Below are 22,924 nucleotides of genomic sequence, written 5' to 3'. Positions count from 1 at the left end.
GCTGGGGTCACCCGGCGCTGACCATGATCGTCGCGGGAAGCACGGCGCCGAGGTTGGTCAGTGCGCTGACTCCCGGTGCGGTGACCACCGTGGTGGGAATCGTTGCAATCGGCAGCACGCTGTGGTCGGCGAAGAGGCTCTCCTGGAACTGCGTGACGGCAGCGCACTGAGCGTCCCCTTCGAGCGTGTGGGATTCGGCCAGCAGCGCATCGGCCGTGGGGTTCACGATCGACGAGAGATTCTGACCGTCCGGCACGGGCGGGCCGGAGAAGTATGCCCCGGTGTACGCGACCGAGCCGGCGATGTTCAGGAACTTCAGGACGGAGACGTCCCAGGTGTCGGGCTTGGTGAACAGCGTGGTCGCCCAGTCTCCGGGAGCCTGGTTGTCGAGGGTCACCTCGGCGCCCGCCTCGGTGAGGGCGTTGAGCAGGTAGTCGCCCGCGGGAGAGTCGGTCGTACCGAGAATGCGGATCGCGACGCCGTCGAGTGTCTCAGCGGCAGCCGCAGCATCCGTCTCGGGAAGGAGCGATCCGACGCTCGCGTCGTAGCAGCGGTAGTCCGGCGAGCCGAGGTTGTCCAGAATCTCGCCCTGGCCGTAGCTCTGGATCTCATTGAAGCGGTCGCGGTCGATCGTCTGCATGATCGCCTTGCGAACAGCGGAGTCCTCGGTGCTCGATCCCCCGAGGTGGTTGAGCATCAGGAAGCTGTGCGCCTGCGCGGTGGGCGTGAGCGTGTAGTCACCATTTTCGAACCGCTTCCATTCCTCACCCGGGAAGTCGGCGATCTGCAGGTCGCCGGTGTCGAGGAGGTTCGCTGCGGTGCTGGGGTCGGTGACGACCTGGACCTCGAGGGTCGTCGGGCGCTCTCCCTCACCGACACCGCTGTATGCCGGCATCCACTCGTAGTCATCGCGCGCCGTGAACGTGTAGCTGGACCCGGCGACCTGGTCGCTGACGACGAAGGGTCCGGTTCCGAAGGTCTCGGTTGCGAGCTTCGCGGGATCTTCGAGACCCGCCGCGCACACGATGCCCGTCGAGGACAGCGTGAACCCGGCGAGGAGGTCCGCGTAGTCCTTCGTGCTCTCCACCGTCACGACGTCGCCGTCGGCGGTGATCGTCAGCTCGCCCCCCCCGGAGACCGCGCCGGCGAGCGGCGCGGCGGTTTCCGGCGCGAAGAAGCGCGTGATCGAATCGGCGACCTGCTGAGCCGTCAGGTCGGAGCCGTCCGAGCACATGACGCCGGATCGGATCGTGAAAGCGACCGAGCGCGGCGTGACCTCCCACTCGTCGGCGAGGCCGCCGATGATCCCGTCGCCGTCGCGGACGACGAGCGTGTCGTAGGCGGCGGTGTGGACGACGCTGTCATAGACCGTGCTGCCGGCCGCAGGGTCGAGGTTGACGGGTGCGCCGCTGATCTGGACCGCGACCTCGTCTCGCACCTGGCCGGCGTCACCGGGCGTCGACCCGGCGCAACTCGTCAGCGCCAGACCCATCACGGTCGCCATCCCGGCGACCAACGCGACTTTGCCTCTCATCACGGCACCACTCTCTTCGTCGAGATGATGGACCGCGACGGGCCCATCAATCTACTGGCAGTCCGTTCAATATAGTGCAGATCACCAGTGGTGTGGTACGCGACCGCTCGGGTCTCAGAAATTCGGCGGTGCGATCGCTTGCACGAGGTGCACCTCGAGGTCTCCTGTGTTCTCGTACCAGTGTTCCTCGGAAGAGGGAAAAGTGATGGCGTCGCCGTCTTCCAGCGTGTAGCGGACCCCACTCACATGCACATCGAGCCGACCGCGCAGCACCAGGAGGCATTCTTCGCCGTCTCCTTCGTGCTGGTACGGCGAATCACGGTTCGTCCAGCCCGGCGCCACGAGCCCCGTGACCATGGCCAGCTTGCCATGCAGGTCGGGCGTCAACACCTCGAAGGTGATGTCCGCGTCGAAGTTGAGGAAGACCCGCCGAGAGTGCTTGCGCACGACGCGCTCGCGGGCACCATCCGTGCGCGTGAAGAAGTCGGAGATGGGAACGTCCAGTGCGCGGGAGAGCTTGAGGAGCGTGATGTACGAAGGGTTGCCGTTGCCGCGTTCGATCTGGCTGAGCAGCCCACTGCTGACCTCGGCGGCCGCCGAAAGCGCGGCTATCGTGGTGCCCCTGCTGCGACGCAGAGCGCCGATGCGACGGCCGAGCTCCTTCGTCGAGGACTTCTCCCTCGGACTTTCCCCGATGATCTCCCGCACTGGACGCCCTTCCCACTTCGCTGTGGGACGAGTGTAGCCATCGCCGTCTCCCCGCTCGCCCCGACCAGACATAGACAGACGGATGCCCCGACCCCCGCGGCGCGGGCGTGTCGGGGCATCCGTCAGGTTGGTCAGGCGCGCTGCAGGCGGTAGCGCAGCGCGGCGAGCTCTGCCCACAGCGGCGCGGGCACCCGGCCCTCGAAGGTCTGGTAGAACTCCTCGGTGAGGTCGGCCTCCTTCGCCCACGACGCGCGGTCGATCGCGAAGAGCTCGTCGAGGTCTTCCTGCGGCACGTCGATGCCGTCGAGGTTGAGATCCGACGTGCGCGGAAGGCGCCCGATCGGGCTGTCGACGGCGGGGACGTCGCCTTCGATGCGGCGGATGATCCAGTCGATGACGCGGGAGTTGTCGCCGAAACCGGGCCACAGGAAGCGCCCGTCCGAGCCCTTGCGGAACCAGTTCACCTGGAAGATCCGCGGCGCGCGGTCGAAGCGCAGCTTCTGCCCGACCTTGAGCCAGTGTCCGAAGTAGTCGGCCATGTTGTAGCCGCAGAACGGCAGCATGGCGAACGGGTCGCGGCGCAGCTCGCCGACCGTGCCCTCGGCGGCCGCCGTGCGCTCGGACGACACGTTCGAGCCCATGAAGACGCCGTGCGTCCAGTCGGTCGCCTCGACGACGAGCGGCACGTTCGTCGCGCGGCGCCCGCCGAACAGGATCGCATCCAGCGGCACACCCTCGGGTGCATCCCAGTCCGAGGCGATCTGCGGGCACTGGGCCGCCGCCACGGTGAAGCGCGAGTTGGGGTGGGCGGCGGGACGACCGGATGCCGGTGTCCAGGGCTCGCCCTGCCAGTCGGTCAGCTCGGCGGGAGCCTCGTCGGTCAGACCCTCCCACCAGACGTCGCCGTCGGGCCGCAGCGCGACGTTCGTGAAGATCGTGTTGCCCCACAGCGTCTCGACGGCGGTGACGTTGGTCGACTCGCCCGTGCCCGGTGCGACGCCGAAGAAGCCGGCCTCGGGGTTGATCGCCCACAGACGCCCGTCCTCACCGGGACGCAGCCATGCGATGTCGTCGCCGAGAGTCTCGACGCGCCAGCCCGGGATCGTGGGGCGCAGCATCGCGAGGTTGGTCTTGCCGCACGCCGACGGGAACGCCGCCGCGACGTGGTACGCCTTGCCCTCGGGCGAGATGACGCGGATGAGCAGCATGTGCTCGGCGAGCCAGCCCTCGTCGCGGCCGATGACCGAGGCGATGCGCAGCGCGAAGCACTTCTTCGCCAGGATCGCGTTGCCGCCGTATCCCGAGCCGAACGACCACACCTCGAGCGTGTCGGGGAAGTGCACGATGTACTTCTCGTCGTTGCAGGGCCACGCGACGTCCTGCTCACCCTCCGCGAGCGGGGCGCCGACCGTGTGTACGGTCTTGACCCACGGCGCGCCGTTCGCGATCTCGCGCAGCACGTCGTCGCCGACGCGGGTCATGATCTCGATGGATGCCACGGCATAGGCGCTGTCGGTGACCTGAACGCCGATGTGCGACAGCGGACCGCCGACCGCGCCCATCGAGAACGGCACGACGTACATCGTGCGACCGGTCATCGAGCCGTCGAAGAGGGGGGTGATCGTCGCGCGGATCTCGTCGGGGGCGGCCCAGTTGTTGGTCGGGCCGGCGTCTTCCTCGCGCTCGGAGGCGATGAAGGTGCGCCCCTCGGTGCGGGCGACGTCGCTCGGGTGCGACCGGGCGAGGTACGATCCGGGACGCCATTCCGGGTTGAGCTTGATGAGCTGACCGTCGTCGACCATCTTCCGCAGCAGCGCGTCGTTCTCGGACCGCGAGCCGTCGACCCAGTGGATGCGGTCGGGCTTCGTCAGAGCCGCGATCTCGTCGACCCACGCCTCGAGGTCGGCCATACCCGGTCCGGACACCGCCGGGCGAGCGCCGGAGCCCGATTCGGGGGCGGCGACGGTGCGGATGCTGCCGGTGGCGGGTCGCGTGGAGATGTCGGCCAGAGCCATGGGGAGGTCCTCTCGGTCGGCGGCACGGGAAAACGCGTGCACGACCACTCTCGTCGTATTCGCGCGCACTTTCCGCGTTCCAGGCTGACAAATTCTGCGATTCTTTCGATACCATCAAGGAATGGCGCCCTCCCCTCTCGAACTGTCCACCCTCGGTCATCGCATCCGCCACCAGCGGGTGAGCGAGGGACTCACGCTCGACGAACTGGGCGAGATCGTCGGGATCGCCGGGAGCCAGCTCAGCCTCATCGAGAACGGCAAACGCGAGCCGAAGCTGTCCGTGCTGCAGGCCATCGCATCCGCGACCCAGGTCGAGGTCGCCGACCTGCTCTCGAACGAGCCGCCCAACCGGCGTGCGGCCCTCGAGATCGAGCTCGACCGCGCTCAGTCCAGTTCGGTGTTCCGCCAGCTCGGCGTCGCCCCCGTCAAAGTGACGAAGGGCATGGCCGACGAGACGATCGAATCGGTCCTCGGCCTCCACCGCGAACTGCAGCGTCGTGAGAGCGAGGCGATCGCGACACCCGAAGAGGCCCGACGCGCCAACACCGAACTGCGCTTGAAGATGCGGCGGATCGACAACTACCTGCCCGACATCGAGAAGCTCGCCGAGAAGCAGCTGCGGGCCGCGGGGCACGTCTCCGGCGCCCTGACACACCGCACGGTCAGCCTCATGGCCGAAAGGCTCGGTTTCGAGCTCATCTACGTCAACGATCTGCCGCACTCCGCGCGCTCGGTCACCGATCTCGAGAACGGGCGCATCTACCTGCCGCCCGCATCGATCCCCGGCGGGCACGGCCTGCGCTCGATGGCGCTGCAGGCGATGGCGCATCGACTGCTCGGTCACGTGCGCCCCACCGACTACGCCGACTTCCTGCAGCAGCGACTCGAGATCAACTACTACGCGGCCTGCTGCCTCATGCCCGAAACGGCATCGGTCGCGTTCCTGCAGCAGGCCAAGAAAGACCGAAACCTCGCCGTCGAGGACTTCCGCGACGCGTTCGGTGTGACCCACGAAGCGGCCGGGATGCGGCTCACCAACCTCGCGACCCACCATCTGGGCATCAAGCTGCATTTCCTGCGCGTCGACGGGGTGGGCACGATCTCGCGCGTCTACGAGAACGACGATCTGCCGCTGCCCATGGACGTCACCGGCGCCGTCGACGGCCAGATCGCGTGCCGCAAGTTCTCGGCGCGCGCCGCCTTCTCGGAGCAGAACCGCACGACCGAGCACTACCAGTACACCGACACCCCCGCCGGCACCTACTGGTGCTCGACTCAGATCGGCTCGACGTCCGACGGCGAGTTCTCGATCACGGTCGGCGTGCCCTTCGACGACGCGCGCTGGTTCCGGGGGCGTGAGACCCAGAAGCGTGGTGTGTCGACGTGCCCGGGCGAGTCCTGCTGCCGCCGCGCGCCGGCGGATGTCGCCGAGCGGTGGGCGGGCAAGGCCTGGCCGAGCGCGCGCGTGCACATGCAGATGTTCTCGCCGCTCCCCCGCGGAGCCTTCCCCGGAGTCGACGACAACGAGGTGTACGCCTTCCTCGATCGGCACGCCTGAGCCGCGGCATCCGGCACCGCGCCGCGGCGCGTGCGACGGTGCTCGGATGCGCGGGCGCGCTCAGCTCTCGACGGTGACCTCGACGCGGGGCGGGAGCACCGTGGGGTGGGTTCCGGCCATCTGCTCGACGACGCGCACGACCTGCGTCGAGTAGCCGAACTCGTTGTCGTACCAGACATAGAGGATGAGGTTCGTCTCGTCGGCGATCGTCGCGAGCCCGTCGACGATGCCCGCACGGTGCGACCCGACGAAGTCGGTCGACACGACCTCGGGCGACTCGACGTAGTCGATCTGCTGGCGCAGCTTGGAGTGCAGCGACGCGCGGCGCAGGTAGTCGTTGACCTCGTCCTTGTTCGTGGGGCGCTCGAGCGTCAGGTTGAGCACGGCGAGCGAGACGTTGGGGGTGGGCACGCGGATCGCCGAGCCGGTGAGCTTGCCCTCGAGCTGCGGCAGCGCCTTCGCGACGGCCTTGGCTGCGCCGGTCTCGGTGATGACCATGTTGAGCACGGCCGAGCGTCCGCGGCGGTCGCCCTTGTGGAAGTTGTCGATGAGGTTCTGGTCGTTCGTGAACGAGTGCACCGTCTCGACGTGTCCGCGCACGACGCCGTAGGCCTCATCGATCGCCTTGAGGACGGGGGTGATCGCGTTCGTCGTGCACGACGCGGCCGACAGGATGCGGTCCTCGGCGGTCATCGTGTCGTTGTTGATGCCGTAGACGATGTTCTTGATCGGGGTCTTACCCGGTGCCGTCAGCAGGACGCGCGCGACGCCGGTCGAGCGCAGGTGCTGCGAGAGGCCCTCTTCGTCGCGCCAGCGTCCGGTGTTGTCGACGACGATCGCGTCACGGATGCCGTACGAGGTGTAGTCGATCGCGGCGGGGTCATCGGCGTAGATGACCTGGATGCGCGTGCCGTTCGCGATGATCTGCTGCGCGTCTTCGTCGACCGTGACGGTGCCGTCGAACGGCCCGTGCACGGAGTCGCGCAGCAGCAGGCTCGCGCGCTTGACGAGGTCATTCGAGCCGCCCTTGCGCACGACGACGGCGCGCAGGCGCAGGCCCCGTCCGCCGCCCTGGTGCGCGACGAGGATGCGCGCGAGCAGGCGCCCGATACGGCCGAACCCGTACAGGACGACGTCGGTGCCGCCGGCCGGGTAGGCATCGGCGTCGAGCACGTCGGCGAGCTCACCGGCCAGGTACTCCTCGAGGTCGACGCCCGATTCGTCGTGTCCGACGATGAGGCGCGCGACGTCGAGCGACGCGGGGCCAGGCGCGACCGCGCGCAGGCCCTCGAGCACGCGCAGCGTCTCGTCGAGGGGGATGGCGGCGTGGCCCAGCTGCTCGACACGCTCGTGCGCCTCGATGATGCCGGTGACCGACAGGTTGATGAGACGGTGTCCGTGCAGAGACGTCACGACGCCTCGATCGCGGTAGAGCGCGCCGATGTGCGGGATCATCCGCTCGGCGACCTGCTCGAGCGCGACCCAGGCCGCGCGGTCTTCGTCGTACGTGGGCATGCGTGCTCCTCTGCGCGCCGGGGCTGTGGCGCCCCGCGGCGCTGCGTCTGGGGGAAGTGGGCGGTCGAGTCGACCGCGACCATTCTAGGAGGCCGCCGTGAAGGAATCCCGGGGCTCGAGCCGTTGCGGCGCGTCAAGATCTGCCCTTCTTTCCGCGCCGTCAACGTCGCGGGATCAGAACGAGCCGACCACCAACGCCACGACGTCAGAACGGGTTGGGCGTCAGCGTGTACTTCGTCTGCAGGTACTCGTGGATGCCCTCGGCACCGCCCTCGCGCCCCAGGCCCGACATCTTCCAGCCTCCGAACGGCGCCGCGGCATTCGACACGACACCGACGTTGAGCCCCATCATGCCGGTCTCCAGACGCTCGATCATGCGCTGGCCGCGGGCGAGATTCTCGGTGAAGACGTACGAGACGAGTCCGTATTCGGTGTCGTTCGCGAGCCGCACGGCGTCGTCCTCCGTGTCGAACGGGATGATCGCGAGCACAGGTCCGAAGATCTCCTCACGCAGGATCTCGCTGCCCGCCTGCACGTCGCTGATGACGGTCGGCTGGTAGAAGGTTCCGTCGCCGTCGATCCGCGCGCCGCCGGTACGCAGCGTCGCTCCTCGGCCGACGGCATCCGTCACGAGCTCTTCCGCCTTCGCGACAGCCTTGTCGTCGATGAGCGGACCGATCTGGACGCCCTCCTCGGTGCCGCGCCCGATCGTCATGCCCTGCACGCGCTCGGTGACCCGCGCGGCGAACTCGTCGGCGATCGAGCGGTGCACGATGAAGCGGTTCGCGGCCGTGCAGGCCTGGCCGATGTTGCGGAACTTCGCCAGGAGCGCTCCTTCGACCGCCTTGTCGAGGTCGGCGTCGTCGAACACGACGAAGGGGGCGTTGCCGCCGAGCTCCATCGACGTGCGCAGCACGCCTTCGGCCGCCTGCTCGAGCAGGCGCTGGCCGACCGGGGTCGATCCCGTGAACGACAGCTTGCGCAAGCGCGGGTCGCGGATGATGGGTTCCGAGACAGCCCCGGACGACGCCGTCGCAATGACGTTGACCACTCCCGCGGGCACGCCGGCGTCTTCGAGCAGCTGCGCGAAGTAGAGGGTCGTGAGCGGCGTGAGCGCGGCGGGCTTGATGACGACGGTGCAGCCGGCGGCGAGCGCGGGCGCGATCTTGCGCGTCGCCATCGCGAGAGGGAAGTTCCACGGCGTGATGAGGTAGCAGGGGCCGACGGGATGCTGCGACACGATCATGCGGCCCGTGCCCTCGGGGTTCGCCCCGTAACGGCCCTGCACGCGCACGGTCTCCTCGCTGAACCAGCGCAGGAACTCACCGCCGTATGCGACCTCTCCGCGGGCCTCGGCGAGCGGCTTGCCCATCTCGATCGTCATGAGCAGCGCGAACTCTTCCTTGCGCTCCTGCAGCAGGTCGAACGCGCGCCGCAGGATCTCGGCGCGTTCCCGCGACGGGGTCGCCGCCCAGGCGGGGAACGCATCGACCGCTGCGTCGAGCGCGGCCATGCCGTCGGCGGCTCCCGCACTCGCGATCGTCTTGACGACGTCGCCGGTCGCGGGGTCGAACACGTCGAGCGTGCGCCCGTCCGCAGCCGCACGCCACTCTCCCCCGATGAACAGTCCGTCCTCGACGGATGCCAGCAGCTCGGTCTCGCGGTTCTCGCTCACGGGGACTCCCTCGTCATGTCCGGGATGCCGCAGCACGCAGCATCCTCAAATCGTATACGATCCTGGGGTTTGCTGTCCTATTGTCACCCGGACGGGTGGGTGAGGGCGATGTCCTGCGTGTACAGAACCCGGAGGAGACCCTCCGCCGGGGCGAATCCGTCAGAAGCTCTCGACGAAGCGCACATCCATGCCGGTGAGCCGGTCGGGGACGCCGTCGAAGGCGGCCGCGCGGGCATCGGAGGCACGGTACTCCGTCTCGAGCGCGAGGAAGGCCGCTTCGTCGCCCTCGGCGCTGACCGCCCAGATGAACTCGTTCGTCTCGCGGATGCCGTAGGCGAACTCGATCGTGAACCCCGCCGCGGGGCGCACGACCTTCATCGTCGCCTGCCACCACGCGACGAAGTCGTCGTACTGTCCGTCGACAAGGGAGTACCGGCGCAACTGGGTCGTCTTCATCCCTCCATCATGCCCGCGCCATGACCGCGAGACTGCCGCCATGCCCGGCGCCCTCCCCGCGCGACTGCCGCGATGCCCGCGCCATGACCGCGAGACTGCAACGGGGCGCCGAAACAGCGGGGTGACCCCGCAGTCTCGGCAGGCCGTTGCAGTCTCGCGGTCGAAGGGTGCGTCGCGCGGTCGAAGGGTGCGTCGCGCGGTCGAAGGGTGCGTCGCGCGGTCGAAGGGTGCGTCGCGCGGGCGAAGGGTGCGTCGAGCGGGCGGAGGGAGCCGGCGGGAGCGACCTATACTCGAACCGTCCGGCGGCGTCGCAGCCGCCCGGTGCTCGAAAAATGAGCACGCAGCCGTCCCGGCAGGGTCTGGGCGCGCGAGACACATACGGCCTCGATCCGTCGTCCCTGCTCTCGGGAGTTCTCATGCCCACCGTCTCCGCCCATGTCGCCGTGACCCTCGCCCGCCACATCGATCACGTCTTCGGTGTCATGGGCAATGGAAACGCCTGGTTCCTCGACGCCCTCGTGTGCGACACCCCCGCCGGATATACGGCCGTCCGCCACGAAGCGGGTGCGGTCGTCGCCGCGGATGCATTCCACCGCGCGTCCGGTCGCCTCGCCGCCGCGACCGCGACGTACGGCGCCGGCTTCACCAACACGCTGACGGCGCTCGCCGAAGCCGTGCAGGCCCACGTGCCGCTCGTGCTCGTGGTCGGCGACGAGCCGACGTCGGGCCCGCGCCCGTGGGACGTCGACCAGATCGCCCTCGCCTCGGCGGTCGGCGCGCGCACGTACACGGTCGGCAGAGCGGATGCCGCCGCCACGACCGTCATCGCGATCGAGCACGCCCTCACCTATCGCGTGCCGACCGTGCTCGCGATCCCCTACGACGTCGCGACTCTCGACGCGGGGCCTGTGCCCGACACCCTCGATCCGCGCCTGCCCGAGCCCCTGCAGCCGAGCCCTTTCGCGCGCGAGAGCGTCATCGAGCTCGCGCGCGCTCTCGCCGCTGCGCGCCGACCGTTCCTGCTCGCCGGGCGCGGGGCGTGGGTCTCGGGAGCGGGCGACGCCCTCGGCGCGCTCGCCGAGGCCACGGGAGCGATCACGGCCGGCACGGCGCTCGGACGCGGAGTGTTCCCCGCCACGGAGTTCGACCTCGGCGTGACGGGCGGCTTCGGCGCCGAGGGGGCCATGGAGCTCATCCGCGATGCCGACGTCGCCGTCGTGTTCGGTGCATCCCTCAATCAGTTCACGATGCGCTTCGGCGAGCTCTTCTCACCCGCCACGCGCGTCGTGCAGGTCGACGTCGCGCCCACCGCGACGCATCCGCACGTCGGCGGATACATCCGAGGAGACGCCCGCGTCGTCGCCGAGGCGCTCAACACCGAGCTCGCCGCGCTCGCTGCGACGTCGTCGGGGTGGCGCGAATCGGTCGACATCGCCCGGCTGCGCACGCAGGAGCCCGGCGACGGCGTCGCGGCGGACGGCCGCCTCGACCCGCGCAGCGTCGCGGCCCGTATCGGCGAGCTGCTGCCCGAGGATCGGGTCGTCGTCTCGGACGGCGGGCACTTCATCGGGTGGGCGAACATGTACTGGCCCGTCGCCTCACCCGACCGGATGATGATGGTCGGCACGGCGTACCAGTCGATCGGCCTCGGCTTCCCCTCGGTTCCGGGGGCGGCGCTGGCCCGGCCCGAGGCGACCGTCGTGCTCACGACGGGCGACGGAGGCGGGCTCATGGCACTCGCCGACCTCGAGTCGGCCGTGCGCGTCGCGGGCGGGCGCGGCCTCACGGTCGTGTGGAACGACGCCGCGTACGGCGCCGAGGTGAATCTGTACGGCCTCAAGGGGGTCGCGACGGGTCCCATGATGATCCCCGACGTCGACTTCGCCGGTCTGGCCCGCGCCGTCGGCGCCGAGGGCGTCGTGGTGCGCGAACTCGCGGATCTCGACCGCCTCGCCTCGTGGACCGCCGAGGACCCCGCGACCCGCCCCCACCTGCTGCTGGACGTGCGCATCTCGGGCGCCGTCGTCGCCCCGTACCAGCAGGAGATCATCCGCGTGAACTCCTGACCCCCGCGCCGACTCCTGACCCGCGCCGACTCCTGACCCCCGCGTGAACTTGACGCCGCACGGTCATGACCCCCGCGCGGCCATGACCGCGAGACTGCAACGGCACGCCGAGACCGTGGGGTTCACCCGCTCTCTCGACCTCCCGTTGCAGTCTCGCGGTCAGAGGGAGAGTGAGGCGGATGCCGCGGCGCGGCGCAGATCGCGGATGGCCGAGCGGGTGTCGGTGCGGCGCGTGCAGAGGTACACGTGGCACTCGCCCGCGTCGACGATGGGACGGTACACGACCCCCGGATGCTGCAGGCGAGTCGCCACGGACGCGGCGGTCATCAGCAGGTGCCCCTCGAAAGCGACCTGGTTGAGTGCTTCCTCCATCGTCTCGACCCAGGCGCCGTAGCGCACCGGCACGCCGCTCGGCCGAGGATCGACGACCCAGAACCGCGTCCACTCGCGCGCCGCGCCGGAGGCGCCGAGAAGGGAATAGCCGTCGAGATCGGCGAGGGTGACCTGGGCGAGGTGCGCCAGCGGCGAATCGACGGGAACCCCCACGACGCGCGGCTCGACGTGCACGGGGATCATGTCGAGCCCGTCCGTGCCGGCATACGGCGGACGGGCGAGTGAGGCATCGAGATCGCCCGCGACGAGGCGACTCACCTGCTCGCCCCACCCGACCTGCAGGAGGCGGATGCGGATGTCCGGGCGTGCCCGGCGATACGTCCCGAGGAACCCCGCGTCGGGCCCTGCGGGGTAGCCGTTGATGAAGCCGATGCGCAGCTCGGGATCCACCGTCTCGCCCATCGCGAGGCGAGCATGGGTGAGCGAGACGGAGGCATGCTCCATGAACCGCTCCCCCGCCGCCGTGAGCCGCACAGGCTTCGTGCCGCGCTCGACGAGTACGAGACCGACGGCGCTCTCCAGTCGCTGGATCTGCTGGGTCATCGCGGGCGGCGTGATGTGCAGGCGTTCCGCGGCGCGCGTGAACGTCCCCTCCTCCATCAGCACGGAGAGAGAGTGCACGAGGTTGAGATTCAAGAACTCCGTCATTGCAGCCTTCCGGACCCACGGCATGAAGGTCGGGCTTAATCCGGGGTCGGACTCACCAATGTACAGCTCGGCGCACCTCTGAAAAGGTCGGATTCACGGCGACGATGCCGGGATCTCCCTCGTCGCTTCGTCCAGCGAAAGGGATCAGATGATTTCGTCCACCACGAGGCCTGCAGCGGCTGTCGTCACCGGCGCCGCCTCGGGAATCGGCCGCGCGATCGCCGACCTCGTCATCGAGCGCGGCGGCCGCGTACTCGGCTTCGACACCGATGCGGCCGGGCTCGACGCGGCGGCCGCCGCCCACGGCGACTCCTTCGTGCCGTTCACTGGCAGCGTCGCCTCGGCGGCCGACAGCGAGGCGGCGATCGAGCGGGCCGAAGCCGCCTTCGGCGAGATCGACAGCCTCTTCAACGTCGCCGGCACGATCCGCGCGGCAGCGATCGTCGACCTCGCCGAGCCCGAATGGGACATGACCGTCGACGTCGTCCTGCGCGGCACGTTCCTGTGCACGAAGTTCGCCGCGCGCAGCATGATCAGGGCGGAGCGCGGCGGGGCCATCGTCAACATCTCGTCTGTCAACGCGCACCTGCCGATCTGGGGCGGCAGCGCCTATGCCGCCGCGAAGTCGGGGGTCGAGATGTTCGGGCGCAACGCGGCGCTCGAACTGGGACGTTACGGCATCCGAGTCAACACGATCCTTCCTGGCCTCGTCGATACGCCGATGGCGGCGTTCATCATCCAGAACGAGGGCATCATGACCGAGTTCGATGCGAACGCAATCCTCAAGCGACCCGCCCAGCCGCGCGAGCTCGCCGAGCCCGCCGTCTTCCTCGCGAGCGATGCCGCGAGCTATGTCACCGGTGCGACCCTGACGGTCGACGGCGGCTACGAGATCGGCGGCTATCCCGACCTCAGCGCACACCTGGGCTGAACTTCACCACCCACCCGAAAGGAAACGCAATGACGATCACCACCCCACCCGCCGCCGAACCGCGCACCTCGTACGAATTCGAATTCGCACACCAGATGGATGACATCGACGCGCTCATCGACACCGAGACGAACCCCGCCCGCCGCCGCATCCTCATCAACTACCGCCGTCACGGGATGCTGGAGGTCTCCGGCCGCTACGACGAGCTGCTCGCCGAGAACATGACCGTCCGCCACCCGAAGTACCGCATCTTCGAAGGCGGTGCGGGCGTCATCCTGGACGGGATGCAGCAGGTGCGCGACTTCTACGCGATGCTCGCCGACATGGACATGCTCGTCATGTGGACCGGCCGGCAGAAGATGGCCGTGGCCGAGTGGGGCTTCGCGGGCGAAGCGGAGTTCAGCCAGTTCGTGCCGGGCAAGCTGCTCGGCGACAACGTGTTCGCCTCGGCCGGCGACGAGTCGGCCGCGAGCTCGGAGTACGACCCCGACGGCTGGTATCTCGTGCGCCGAACGCTCGCATTCGCGTGGATGTACGACGAGAATCAGCTCATGATCGGCGAGCACGTCTACGAGGACACGGAGTCGAAGGTCGTCACCCAGGTGTCGGCCGACGAGGTCATCACGGCCGCGCGCGCCGCCGAACTGCTGGCCGGGATCATCGACAAGTACCCGCTGGGCGGATGACCTCGAACCGGTGGACCCCGCGGATGACCGGGGTCCACCGGTTTCCTCTGAGAAACGGAACCCGATGTCGACGACGACAACGATGCATCCCGAGACCGACGCCCTCGACCCCGAGGAGCGGATGTCACGGGAGGAGATCCAGGAGCTGCAGCTCGCACGGCTGCAGGAGACCGTGCGCCACGCCTACGCGAACGTCCCCCTCTACACCCGCAAGCTCGACGGAGTGGGGGTGAGCCCCGACGACATCCGGTCGCTCGACGACCTCGCGCGCCTGCCCTTCACGACGAAGGAGGATCTGCGGGAAACCTACCCCTTCGGCATGTTCGCCGTTCCGATGGCCGAGGTGCGCCGCATCCATGCATCATCGGGAACGACGGGGCGGCCGACGGTCGTCGGATACACGCAGCGCGACCTCGACCACTGGGCGACCCTCGTCGCGCGCTCGCTGCGGGCGAGCGGTGTGCGGGCCGGGATGAAGGTGCACAACGCGTACGGGTACGGCCTGTTCACGGGCGGGCTCGGTGCGCACGCCGGCATCGAGCGGCTCGGGGCGACGGTCATCCCGATGTCGGGCGGTCAGACGGCGCGTCAGGTGCAGCTCATCCGCGACTTCGAGCCCGACGCGATCATGTGCACACCGAGCTATCTGCTCACGATCGCCGACGCGATGGAGGCGGCGGGCATCGATCCGCGCGCGACGAGCCTGCGCGTGGCGATCCTCGGCGCCGAGCCGTGGACGAACGAGATGCGTGTCGAGCTCGAACGTCGCCTCGACCTCGACGCGGTCGACATCTACGGACTCAGCGAGGTCATGGGACCGGGTGTCGGCAACGAATGCGTCGAGACGAAGGACGGCCCACACCTGTGGGAGGACCACTTCATCCCCGAGATCATCGACCCGGACGGTGCGCCGCTCGCCGACGGCGAACGGGGCGAGCTCGTCTTCACGTCGCTCACGAAAGAGGCCTTCCCCGTGCTGCGCTACCGCACGCGCGACCTGACACGCCTGCTTCCCGGGACGGCCCGGCCCGGAATGCGCCGGATGGAGAAGATCACCGGGCGCAACGACGACATGATCATCCTGCGCGGCGTCAACATCTTCCCGACGCAGATCGAGGAGCTCGTGCTCGGCATCGAGACGCTCACGCCGCACTTCATCATCGAACTGACGCGAGAAGGGCGGCTCGATGCCATGACGGTGCGCATCGAGCGATCGCCGCACCTGGACCGGACCGTCTGCGAAGCGGCGACGGAAGTTCTCGCGGAGCGCATCAAGATCCACATCGGGTCGAGCGTCGCCGTCCGGCTCGAAGAGCCCGGCGCGTTGCCGCGCAGCGAGGGCAAGTACCAGCGCGTCTACGACAACCGCTGACGCGCCGCCCGCCGGCCGACCCGCGGGTCACGCGCACGGACCGGCGAGACTGCAACGGGAGGCCGAGACAGCGGGGTTTACCCACGGTCTCGGCCTCCCGTTGCAGTCTCGCGGTCAAGCGCGGTCAGGAGCGGTCAGGCGCGGTCAGGACATCGAGCGGGCGAAGAACGCGGCGAGCTCGGAGGTCGCGGTGAGCGGAAGCACGGCGGCGACGTACTGGTCGGGGCGCACCACGACCACGACGCCGTCGCGCGAGAGACCGCGCTCGGCGAAGATGTCGACGGTGTTCCACCGGGCGGGCCCGGCGGCGAACACCTTCTCCCAGTCGGTCAGCGCGAGCGGACCCGACTGCGGACGGAAGATCCCCGGCACGGTCGACAGGTCGACCTCGTCGTAGGACTGCGGGTAGATCGCCTTGACGTCGAAGACCGCGTCGAGGTCGGCACCCTCGGGCGTGTGCCGCCGCACGGGCGAGTCCTCAGCACTGGCCATCCACTCACCCCATTCGGCGAGCGCCGTGCCCGCGGCATCCGCGAAGGCGTACACGCGCCAGCGACCGTCGGCCGTCGCGTGGTGCCCGAGGTGCACGGCGTTGCCGTCGCACACGAGCGTCACGGGAGCGGACTTGAAGCGCTTGCCGAGCGGGAAACCCGTCGCGAGCCCCTGGTGCGCGGCATCCCCGACGATCGAGGACTCGTCGTACTGCGTCATGAACCCCGACGGGAACTCCGCCGTCGCGAGGTAGTGGGTCGCCAGGTCCTGAGGGTCGGAGATCTCCTCGGGCTTGCGCGCCATGAGCGCCGACCACTCGCGGTCGAAGTCGATGAGCTGCTGGGCGACGGGCTGACGCTCGGCCGAGTACGTCGACAGCAGATCGACGCCGCTGCGGCCCGTGAGCACCGAGCCGAGCTTCCAGCCGAGGTTGAAGCCGTCCTGCATCGAGACGTTCATGCCCTGGCCGGCCTTCGCGCTGTGCGTGTGGCACGCGTCGCCCGTGAGGAAGACCCGGGGTGCGCGATCGGAGCCCACCTCGACGTCGTCGAACTTGTCGGTCACGCGGTGCCCGACCTCGTAGACGCTCGACCAGGCGACCTCTTTCACGTCGAGCGTGTAGGGGTGCAGGATGTCGTTCGCCCGTTGGATGACCTCTTCGACGGGTGTCTGGCGCACGCGGTGGTTGTCGTCTTCGGCGACCTCACCGAGGTCGACGTAGATGCGGCTCAGGTAGCCGCCCTCGCGCGGGATGTGCAGGATGTTGCCGGCGGCCGAGTTGATCGCGCACTTCGTGCGCCAGTCGGGGAAGTCGGTGTTCACGAGCACATCCATGACACCCCACGCGTGGGCGGAGATGCCGCCGATGTGCTTGCGCCCGATCGCCTCGCGCACCCCGCTGCGCGCGCCGTCGCTGCCGACGACGTATTTCGCACGGATCGTGCGCTCCTGCCCCGCGCGCTCACCCCCGACGAACTTCACGCGCACCTCGACGGGGTACTCCCCCTCGTCGTGCACCGTGAGACCGAGGAACTCGACGCCGTAGTCGGGCACGATGCGCCCTGGACCGTGCGCCGCCGCTTCGGCGAAGTAGTCCAGCACGCGCGCCTGGTTGACGATGAGGTGCGGGAACTCGCTGATGTCGTACGCGTAGTCCTCGGTCCGCGACGTGCGGATGATGTTCTTCGGGTTCTCGGGATCGGCGTTCCAGAAGTTCATGTAGCCGATGTTGTACGCCTCGGCGATGATCCGCTCGGCGAAGCCGAACGCCTGGAACGTCTCGACGCTCCGCGGCTGGATGCCGTCGGCCTGACCGAGCGGCAGCCTCCCTTCGCGGCGCTCGATGATGCGCGTCGCGACGTCGGGGAACTGCGACATCTGCGCCGCCAGGAGCATTCCGGCCGGGCCCGACCCGACGATGAGCACATCCATCTCGTCGGGAAGGTCGGCCGGTCGGTCGAGGCCGATCCCGGCGGCCGGCTGCACGCGCGGATCCTTCGAGACATAGCCGTGGTGATGGAACTGCATGGGTCCTCCTCGCTGTCGTCAGGCTACGGGTCGGCTCACGCCTTGGACAGCCCGTAGATCGGGCTGACCGACTGCTCTTCCTCGTGGTCGGGTCCGAGCGGAATGCCCGAGCGGTCGCGCAGCAGCAGCGTCGCGATGAGCCCGATGACCGTCATGCCGGCCAGGTACCAGGTGACCGAGTCTGTCGTGCCGGTCGTCTGCACGAGCCACTGGGCGATCGTCGGTGCGAAGGCGCCACCGGCGATCGCGCCGATCGCGTACGAGATCGACACACCCGAGAAGCGGATGCTGGCGGGGAAGAGCTCGGAGTAGAGAGCCGCCTGCGGGCCATAGGTGAAGCCGAGGCCGATCGTGAGGATCGCCAGGCCCGCGAAGAGCAGTCCGACGTTGCCCGTGTTGACGAGCGGGAAGAGCGCGAACACGCCGCCCAGCTGCAGGACCCAGCCGATGAGGTACGTCGTGCGGCGGCCGATCTTGTCGGCGATCCAGCCGGCGAACAGCGTCGAGAGCAGCCACGTGACGGCCGAGCCGGTGACAGCCCACAGCACGGGACCGCGCTCGAGCTGCAGCGGACCCTCGGGGTTCGTCGCGTAGCCCTGGATGTAGCCGCCGGTCGTCATGTAGCCGACGGCGTTGTTGCCCGCGAAGACGAGTGCGGCGATGATCACGAGCAGCAGGTGGCGCTTGAACAGCTGCACGATCGGCATCTGCGCCTTCTCCTTGCGCTCGGCGAGCTCGGTGAACACCGGGCTCTCCTCGACCTTGCGACGCACGTAGTAGCCGATGACGATCAGCACGATGCTGAGCAGGAACGGGATGCGCCATCCCCACTCGAGGAACGCGTCACCGGGCGCGATGATCGCCATGAGCGCCATGATGCCCGAGGCCAGCAGGAGGCCGAGCGGCACGCCGATCTGCGGAGCGGCGCCGAAGATGCCACGACGGGTCCGGGGTGCGTGCTCGACCGCCATGAGCACGGCACCGCCCCACTCGCCACCGGCCGAGATTCCCTGCAGGATGCGCAGCAGGATGAGCAGGATCGGAGCGGCGATGCCGATCATCTCGAACGTGGGAAGGACACCGATCAGGGTCGTCGCCGCGCCCATCAGGATGAGGGTGACCATCAGCACGAACTTGCGGCCGTACTTGTCGCCGAAGTGTCCCGCGAGGAACGCGCCGAGCGGGCGGAACAAGAAGCTCACGCCGACGGTCGCGAACGAGATCAGCAGGCTGTTCGCACCGAGGCCCTCGAAGAAGAGCTGGCCGAAGACGAGGCCCGCCGCCGAGGCGTAGACGAAGAAGTCGTACCACTCGACGGTCGTGCCGACGACCGTCGCGAAGACGACGCGTCGGCGGTCTTTGTGTGACGCGATGGTGCCGGTGGGGGTGAAGCCCCCGGCGCGGTCCTGTTCTGGTGTGCTCATCGTCGATGCTCCCGTGTGACGTCGATGTCGGGCAAGGATCCTCGCTTGCCCCTTTCCGACGAATCATATACGATTTCGGATACGACGCAAGAGCGAGGGAGCTCATGACTGACAACATCGCACGCGGAACCCGGAACGAAGACCCCCGGTTCGCCGCGTTGCCCGTCCGCCCGGGCAAGATCATCGCCATTCACCTCAGCTACGCCTCACGCGCGGATCAGCGGGGTCGGCGCCCCGCGCACCCGTCCTATTTCTTCAAGGCGTCCAGCTCGGTCGCCGCGAGCGGCGGCACGGTCGAGCGCCCCGCGGGCACGGAGCTGCTCGCGTTCGAGGCTGAGATCGCGCTCGTGATCGGCGCCCCCGCGCGTCGCGTCTCGATCGACGAGGCCTGGGACCACGTCGCCTTCGTCACGGCGGCCAACGACCTCGGCGTCTACGACCTGCGCGCGAACGACAAGGGCTCCAACGTCCGCTCGAAGGGCGGCGACGGCTTCACGCCCATCGGTCCCGACCGGATCGACGCGCGCGCCGTGACGCCCGATGCCCTCCGTGTCCGCGCGTGGGTCAACGGCGAGATCGCGCAGGATGACACGAGCGCCGGGATGATCTTCCCCCTGACGCAGCTCGTCGCCGACCTGTCGCAGCACTTCACGCTCGAAACGGGCGATGTCATCCTGACCGGAACGCCGGCCGGATCTTCCGTCATCGAGCCCGGCGACGTCGTCGAGATCGAGGTGGACGCGCCCGACGCGGGGCTCACGACCGGTCGCCTGGTCACGACGGTCGTCGCGGGTGACATGCCGTTCGACGCCGAGCTCGGTTCGCTGCCGGCCGTCGACGACACGCAGCGCGCCGAGGCGTGGGGTTCGCGCGAAGCCGCGGGCCTGCCGCCCGCCGATGCCCCCACCCTCTCGCCCGAACTCCGCGCCAAGCTCGAGCGCGTGCCCGTCGCGGGCCTCTCGCAGCAGCTGCGCAAGCGTGGGCTCAACAACGTCACGATCGACGGCGTGCGGCCCCTGCATCCCGAGGCCAAGATCGTCGGCACGGCCAAGACCCTGCGGTTCGTCCCGAGCCGCGAAGACCTCTTCAAGAGCCACGGCGGCGGATACAACGCGCAGAAGCGCACGTTCGACGCCGTCCGTGACGGCGAGGTCATCGTCATCGAGGCGCGCGGCGAGAGCGGCTCGGGCACACTCGGCGACATCCTCGCGATCCGCGCCCATGCCCAAGGGGCAGCCGGCATCGTGACCGACGGCGGCGTGCGCGACATCGACGCCGTCACGGCGGTCGGCATCCCCGTCTACACGACCGGCGCGCACCCGGCCGTGCTCGGCCGCAAGCACGTGCCGTGGGACCACGACATCACGATCGGATGCGGCGGCACGACCGTGCAGCCGGGCGATGTCATCGTCGGCGACGCGGACGGAGTCATCGTGATCCCTCCCGCCCTGGCCGAAGAGGTCGCCGACGCGGCGCTCGCGCAGGAGGACGAAGATGCGTGGGTCGCCGCGCGCGTCGCGGAGGGACACCCCATTGAGGGCCTCTTCCCGATGAACGCCGAGTGGCGCGCACGGTACGACGCGGCGGTGAGCGGATCGTGACGCTCCGAGAGGCGTCGGCGAGCCGTCAGGAGACGACGGGGCTGCAGGAAGCGCAGCCCAGCAAGTCGCAGCTGGCGTACCGGTGGATCAAGGAGCGCATCGCCAGCCAGGAGTTCACGCCCGGCTACCGCCTCGTGCTCAGCACGATCGCCGGTGAGCTGGACATGAGCGTCGTGCCCGTGCGCGAGGCGATCCGCCACCTCGAGGCCGAGGGCCTCGTGATGTTCGAGCGCAACGTCGGCGCACGCGTCTCGATGGTCGACGACTCGCAGTACCGGTACAGCATGCACGCGCTGTCGATCCTCGAGGGTGCGGCGACGGCGTTGTCGGCGCGCAGCCTGAGTGTCCAGGACATCCGCCAGGCACGGTCGATCAACGAGCTCATGATCGAGACGCTCGACCATTTCGATCCGCGCGCCTTCACGCGACTCAACCAGGATTTCCACACCGTCCTGTTCTCGACGTGCCCCAATCCGCGCATGACCGATCTCGTGCGCGGCGAATGGGCGCGCCTGGGCCACCTGCGCGATTCGACGTTCAGCTTCGTCCCCGGCCGCGCGGCGCAATCCGTCCGCGAGCACGAGGACATCCTCCACCTCATCGAGACGGGTGCCCCGCTCGACGAGATCGAGAAGACCGCGCGGCGCCACCGCTCGGCCACCCTCGACGCATACATGACACACGAACACCCCGACGAGAGCCTCGGGCTCCCGGCATTCTGACCCCCTCCCGCGAAGGAGCAATCCCATGACCGACACCGTCACGCGCCACGTCCCCACCGACCTGCCCGACCGCATCCAGCACTACATCGACGGCGAGTTCGTCGACTCGGGAGACGGCGACACCTTCGATGTGCTCGACCCCGTCTCGAACGAGGTCTACGTGCAGGCCGCCTCGGGCAAGAAGGCCGACATCGACCGCGCCGTCGCCGCCGCCGACCGCGCATTCCGCGAAGGACCCTGGCCGCGGATGCTGCCGCGCGAGCGGTCGCGGATCCTGCACCGCATCGCCGACCTGGTCGAGTCCCGCGATGCGCGACTCGCCGAGCTGGAATCGTTCGACTCCGGGCTGCCGATCACGCAGGCCCTCGGACAGGCGAGGCGGGCGGCCGAGAACTTCCGGTTCTTCGCCGACCTGATCGTCGCGCAGGCCGACGACACCTACAAAATGCCGGGCCGCCAGATCAACTACGTCAACCGCAAGCCGATCGGCGTCGCGGGGCTCATCACCCCCTGGAACACGCCGTTCATGCTCGAGTCCTGGAAGCTGGGACCCGCTCTCGCCACCGGCAACACCGTCGTGCTGAAGCCCGCGGAGTTCACGCCCCTGTCGGCATCACTGTGGGCCGGAATCTTCGAAGAGGCCGGACTCCCGAAGGGCGTGTTCAACCTCGTCAACGGGCTCGGCGAAGAGGCCGGCGACGCGCTGGTGAAGCACCCCGACGTGCCGCTCATCTCGTTCACGGGCGAGAGCAGCACGGGGCAGCTGATCTTCGGCAACGCCGCGCCGTACCTCAAGGGGCTGTCGATGGAGCTGGGCGGCAAATCCCCCGCCGTGGTCTTCGCCGATGCCGACCTCGACGCCGCGATCGACGCGACGATCTTCGGTGTGTTCTCGCTCAACGGCGAGCGCTGCACGGCAGGCAGCCGCATCCTCGTGCAGCGCGAGGTGTACGACGAGTTCGTCGAGCGGTACGCCGCGCAGGCGAAGCGCGTCGTCGTGGGCTACCCGCACGAGCCCGAGACCGAGGTGGGGGCGCTCGTGCACCCCGAGCACTTCGACAAGGTCATGTCCTACATCGAGATCGGCAAGTCCGAGGGCCGGCTCGTCGCCGGCGGCGGCCGCCCCGAGGGCTTCGACACGGGCAACTTCGTCGCTCCGACGGTGTTCGCCGACGTGGCATCCGATGCCCGCATCTTCCAGGAGGAGATCTTCGGGCCGGTCGTCGCGATCACGCCGTTCGACACCGACGAGGAGGCGCTCGAACTCGCGAACGGTGTGAGGTACGGCCTCGCGGCCTACGTCTGGACGAACGACCTCAAGCGCGCACACAACTTCGCGCAGGCGATCGAGGCCGGCATGGTCTGGCTCAATTCCAACAATGTGCGGGATCTGCGCACGCCGTTCGGCGGCGTCAAGGCCTCGGGCCTCGGCCATGAAGGCGGCTACCGCTCGATCGATTTCTACACCGACCAGCAGGCCGTGCACATCACGCTCGGCAAGGTGCACAACCCGACGTTCGGCAAGCAGTCGCCGAAAGCCGAGATCACCGAGGCGTCCGAAGACGCCGAGTCCTGACATCCGACACGACAAGCAAGGAAGC

At 68.9% G+C, this 22,924-nt stretch carries 17 protein-coding genes; 8 read left to right on the top strand and 9 right to left on the bottom strand.

Going from position 1 to position 22,924, the window contains the following annotated elements; translation table 11 throughout:
- Positions 1-7 precede the first annotated feature (7 nt).
- The 3 genes from ACWICD_RS01430 to ACWICD_RS01420 form a co-directional block, all read right to left on the bottom strand.
- Positions 8-1,534, bottom strand: coding sequence for an ABC transporter substrate-binding protein (locus tag ACWICD_RS01430; protein ID WP_454139230.1), 1,527 nt, complete (start codon positions 1,532-1,534; stop codon positions 8-10).
- Between the two features lie 114 nt (positions 1,535-1,648).
- On the bottom strand, positions 1,649-2,242 hold the full coding sequence (locus tag ACWICD_RS01425) for a helix-turn-helix domain-containing protein (RefSeq protein WP_454139050.1): 594 nt from the start codon (positions 2,240-2,242) through the stop codon (positions 1,649-1,651).
- A 131-nt stretch (positions 2,243-2,373) separates the two neighbouring features.
- On the bottom strand, positions 2,374-4,257 hold the full coding sequence (locus tag ACWICD_RS01420) for a phosphoenolpyruvate carboxykinase (GTP) (RefSeq protein ID WP_376131113.1): 1,884 nt from the start codon (positions 4,255-4,257) through the stop codon (positions 2,374-2,376).
- A 121-nt stretch (positions 4,258-4,378) separates the two neighbouring features.
- Between ACWICD_RS01420 and ACWICD_RS01415 the strand changes: the two genes are divergently transcribed.
- Complete coding sequence (locus ACWICD_RS01415; protein WP_376131116.1) at positions 4,379-5,815, top strand: helix-turn-helix domain-containing protein; 1,437 nt, start codon at positions 4,379-4,381, stop codon at positions 5,813-5,815.
- A 60-nt stretch (positions 5,816-5,875) separates the two neighbouring features.
- Here ACWICD_RS01415 and ACWICD_RS01410 read toward each other — a convergent pair whose 3' ends face one another.
- The 3 genes from ACWICD_RS01410 to ACWICD_RS01400 form a co-directional block, all read right to left on the bottom strand.
- The gene (locus ACWICD_RS01410) at positions 5,876-7,330 is read right to left on the bottom strand and encodes a glyceraldehyde-3-phosphate dehydrogenase (protein ID WP_376131118.1); all 1,455 of its coding nucleotides are present in this window, start codon (positions 7,328-7,330) and stop codon (positions 5,876-5,878) included.
- Between the two features lie 205 nt (positions 7,331-7,535).
- A complete protein-coding gene (locus ACWICD_RS01405) occupies positions 7,536-9,005 on the bottom strand; it encodes an NAD-dependent succinate-semialdehyde dehydrogenase (protein ID WP_376131121.1) in 1,470 nt (489 codons plus the stop codon).
- Between the two features lie 159 nt (positions 9,006-9,164).
- Complete coding sequence (locus tag ACWICD_RS01400; RefSeq protein ID WP_376131123.1) at positions 9,165-9,461, bottom strand: hypothetical protein; 297 nt, start codon at positions 9,459-9,461, stop codon at positions 9,165-9,167.
- A gap of 416 nt (positions 9,462-9,877) precedes the next feature.
- On the opposite strand from ACWICD_RS01400, the gene ACWICD_RS01395 reads away from it, so the two are divergent.
- The gene (locus ACWICD_RS01395; RefSeq protein ID WP_376131126.1) at positions 9,878-11,527 is read left to right on the top strand and encodes a thiamine pyrophosphate-binding protein; all 1,650 of its coding nucleotides are present in this window, start codon (positions 9,878-9,880) and stop codon (positions 11,525-11,527) included.
- Positions 11,528-11,686: 159 nt separating this feature from the next.
- Here the strand turns inward: ACWICD_RS01395 and ACWICD_RS01390 are convergent, their stop codons facing one another.
- The gene (locus ACWICD_RS01390; protein ID WP_376131129.1) at positions 11,687-12,568 is read right to left on the bottom strand and encodes a LysR family transcriptional regulator; all 882 of its coding nucleotides are present in this window, start codon (positions 12,566-12,568) and stop codon (positions 11,687-11,689) included.
- A gap of 148 nt (positions 12,569-12,716) precedes the next feature.
- Between ACWICD_RS01390 and ACWICD_RS01385 the strand changes: the two genes are divergently transcribed.
- The 3 genes from ACWICD_RS01385 (at position 12,717) to paaK (ending at position 15,557) form a co-directional block, all read left to right on the top strand.
- Positions 12,717-13,499 carry an SDR family NAD(P)-dependent oxidoreductase gene (locus tag ACWICD_RS01385; protein WP_454139049.1) on the top strand — a complete coding sequence of 261 codons (783 nt, stop codon included), beginning with the start codon at positions 12,717-12,719 and terminating at the stop codon, positions 13,497-13,499.
- Positions 13,500-13,528: 29 nt separating this feature from the next.
- Positions 13,529-14,185, top strand: coding sequence for a hypothetical protein (locus ACWICD_RS01380; RefSeq protein ID WP_454139048.1), 657 nt, complete (start codon positions 13,529-13,531; stop codon positions 14,183-14,185).
- A 64-nt stretch (positions 14,186-14,249) separates the two neighbouring features.
- Positions 14,250-15,557 carry a phenylacetate--CoA ligase PaaK gene (gene paaK / locus ACWICD_RS01375; RefSeq protein WP_454139047.1) on the top strand — a complete coding sequence of 436 codons (1,308 nt, stop codon included), beginning with the start codon at positions 14,250-14,252 and terminating at the stop codon, positions 15,555-15,557.
- 144 nt (positions 15,558-15,701) lie between these two features.
- On the opposite strand, the gene ACWICD_RS01370 is transcribed toward paaK, so the two are convergent.
- Both ACWICD_RS01370 and ACWICD_RS01365 read right to left on the bottom strand, forming a co-directional pair.
- Entirely contained in the window at positions 15,702-17,576 is a 1,875-nt protein-coding gene (locus tag ACWICD_RS01370) for an FAD-dependent monooxygenase (protein ID WP_454139046.1), read from the bottom strand.
- A gap of 35 nt (positions 17,577-17,611) precedes the next feature.
- Complete coding sequence (locus ACWICD_RS01365) at positions 17,612-19,000, bottom strand: MFS transporter (RefSeq protein WP_376129209.1); 1,389 nt, start codon at positions 18,998-19,000, stop codon at positions 17,612-17,614.
- Between the two features lie 104 nt (positions 19,001-19,104).
- Between ACWICD_RS01365 and ACWICD_RS01360 the strand changes: the two genes are divergently transcribed.
- Genes ACWICD_RS01360 through hpaE form a run of 3 tightly spaced genes read left to right on the top strand, consistent with a single transcriptional unit; the run spans position 19,105 to position 22,899 of the window.
- Complete coding sequence (locus tag ACWICD_RS01360) at positions 19,105-20,601, top strand: fumarylacetoacetate hydrolase family protein (RefSeq protein WP_376129207.1); 1,497 nt, start codon at positions 19,105-19,107, stop codon at positions 20,599-20,601.
- Positions 20,602-20,642: 41 nt separating this feature from the next.
- On the top strand, positions 20,643-21,323 hold the full coding sequence (locus ACWICD_RS01355) for a GntR family transcriptional regulator (RefSeq protein ID WP_376129212.1): 681 nt from the start codon (positions 20,643-20,645) through the stop codon (positions 21,321-21,323).
- A 25-nt stretch (positions 21,324-21,348) separates the two neighbouring features.
- Positions 21,349-22,899: a 5-carboxymethyl-2-hydroxymuconate semialdehyde dehydrogenase gene (gene hpaE, locus ACWICD_RS01350; RefSeq protein ID WP_376129205.1), complete on the top strand. Its 1,551-nt coding sequence runs from the start codon at positions 21,349-21,351 to the stop codon at positions 22,897-22,899.
- Positions 22,900-22,924 lie beyond the last annotated feature (25 nt).

The organism is Microbacterium sp. NPDC055357 (assembly GCF_053644835.1).
The sequence above is the reverse complement of the archived record's forward strand: the minus strand, read 5'-3'. Positions and strand labels throughout refer to the sequence as shown.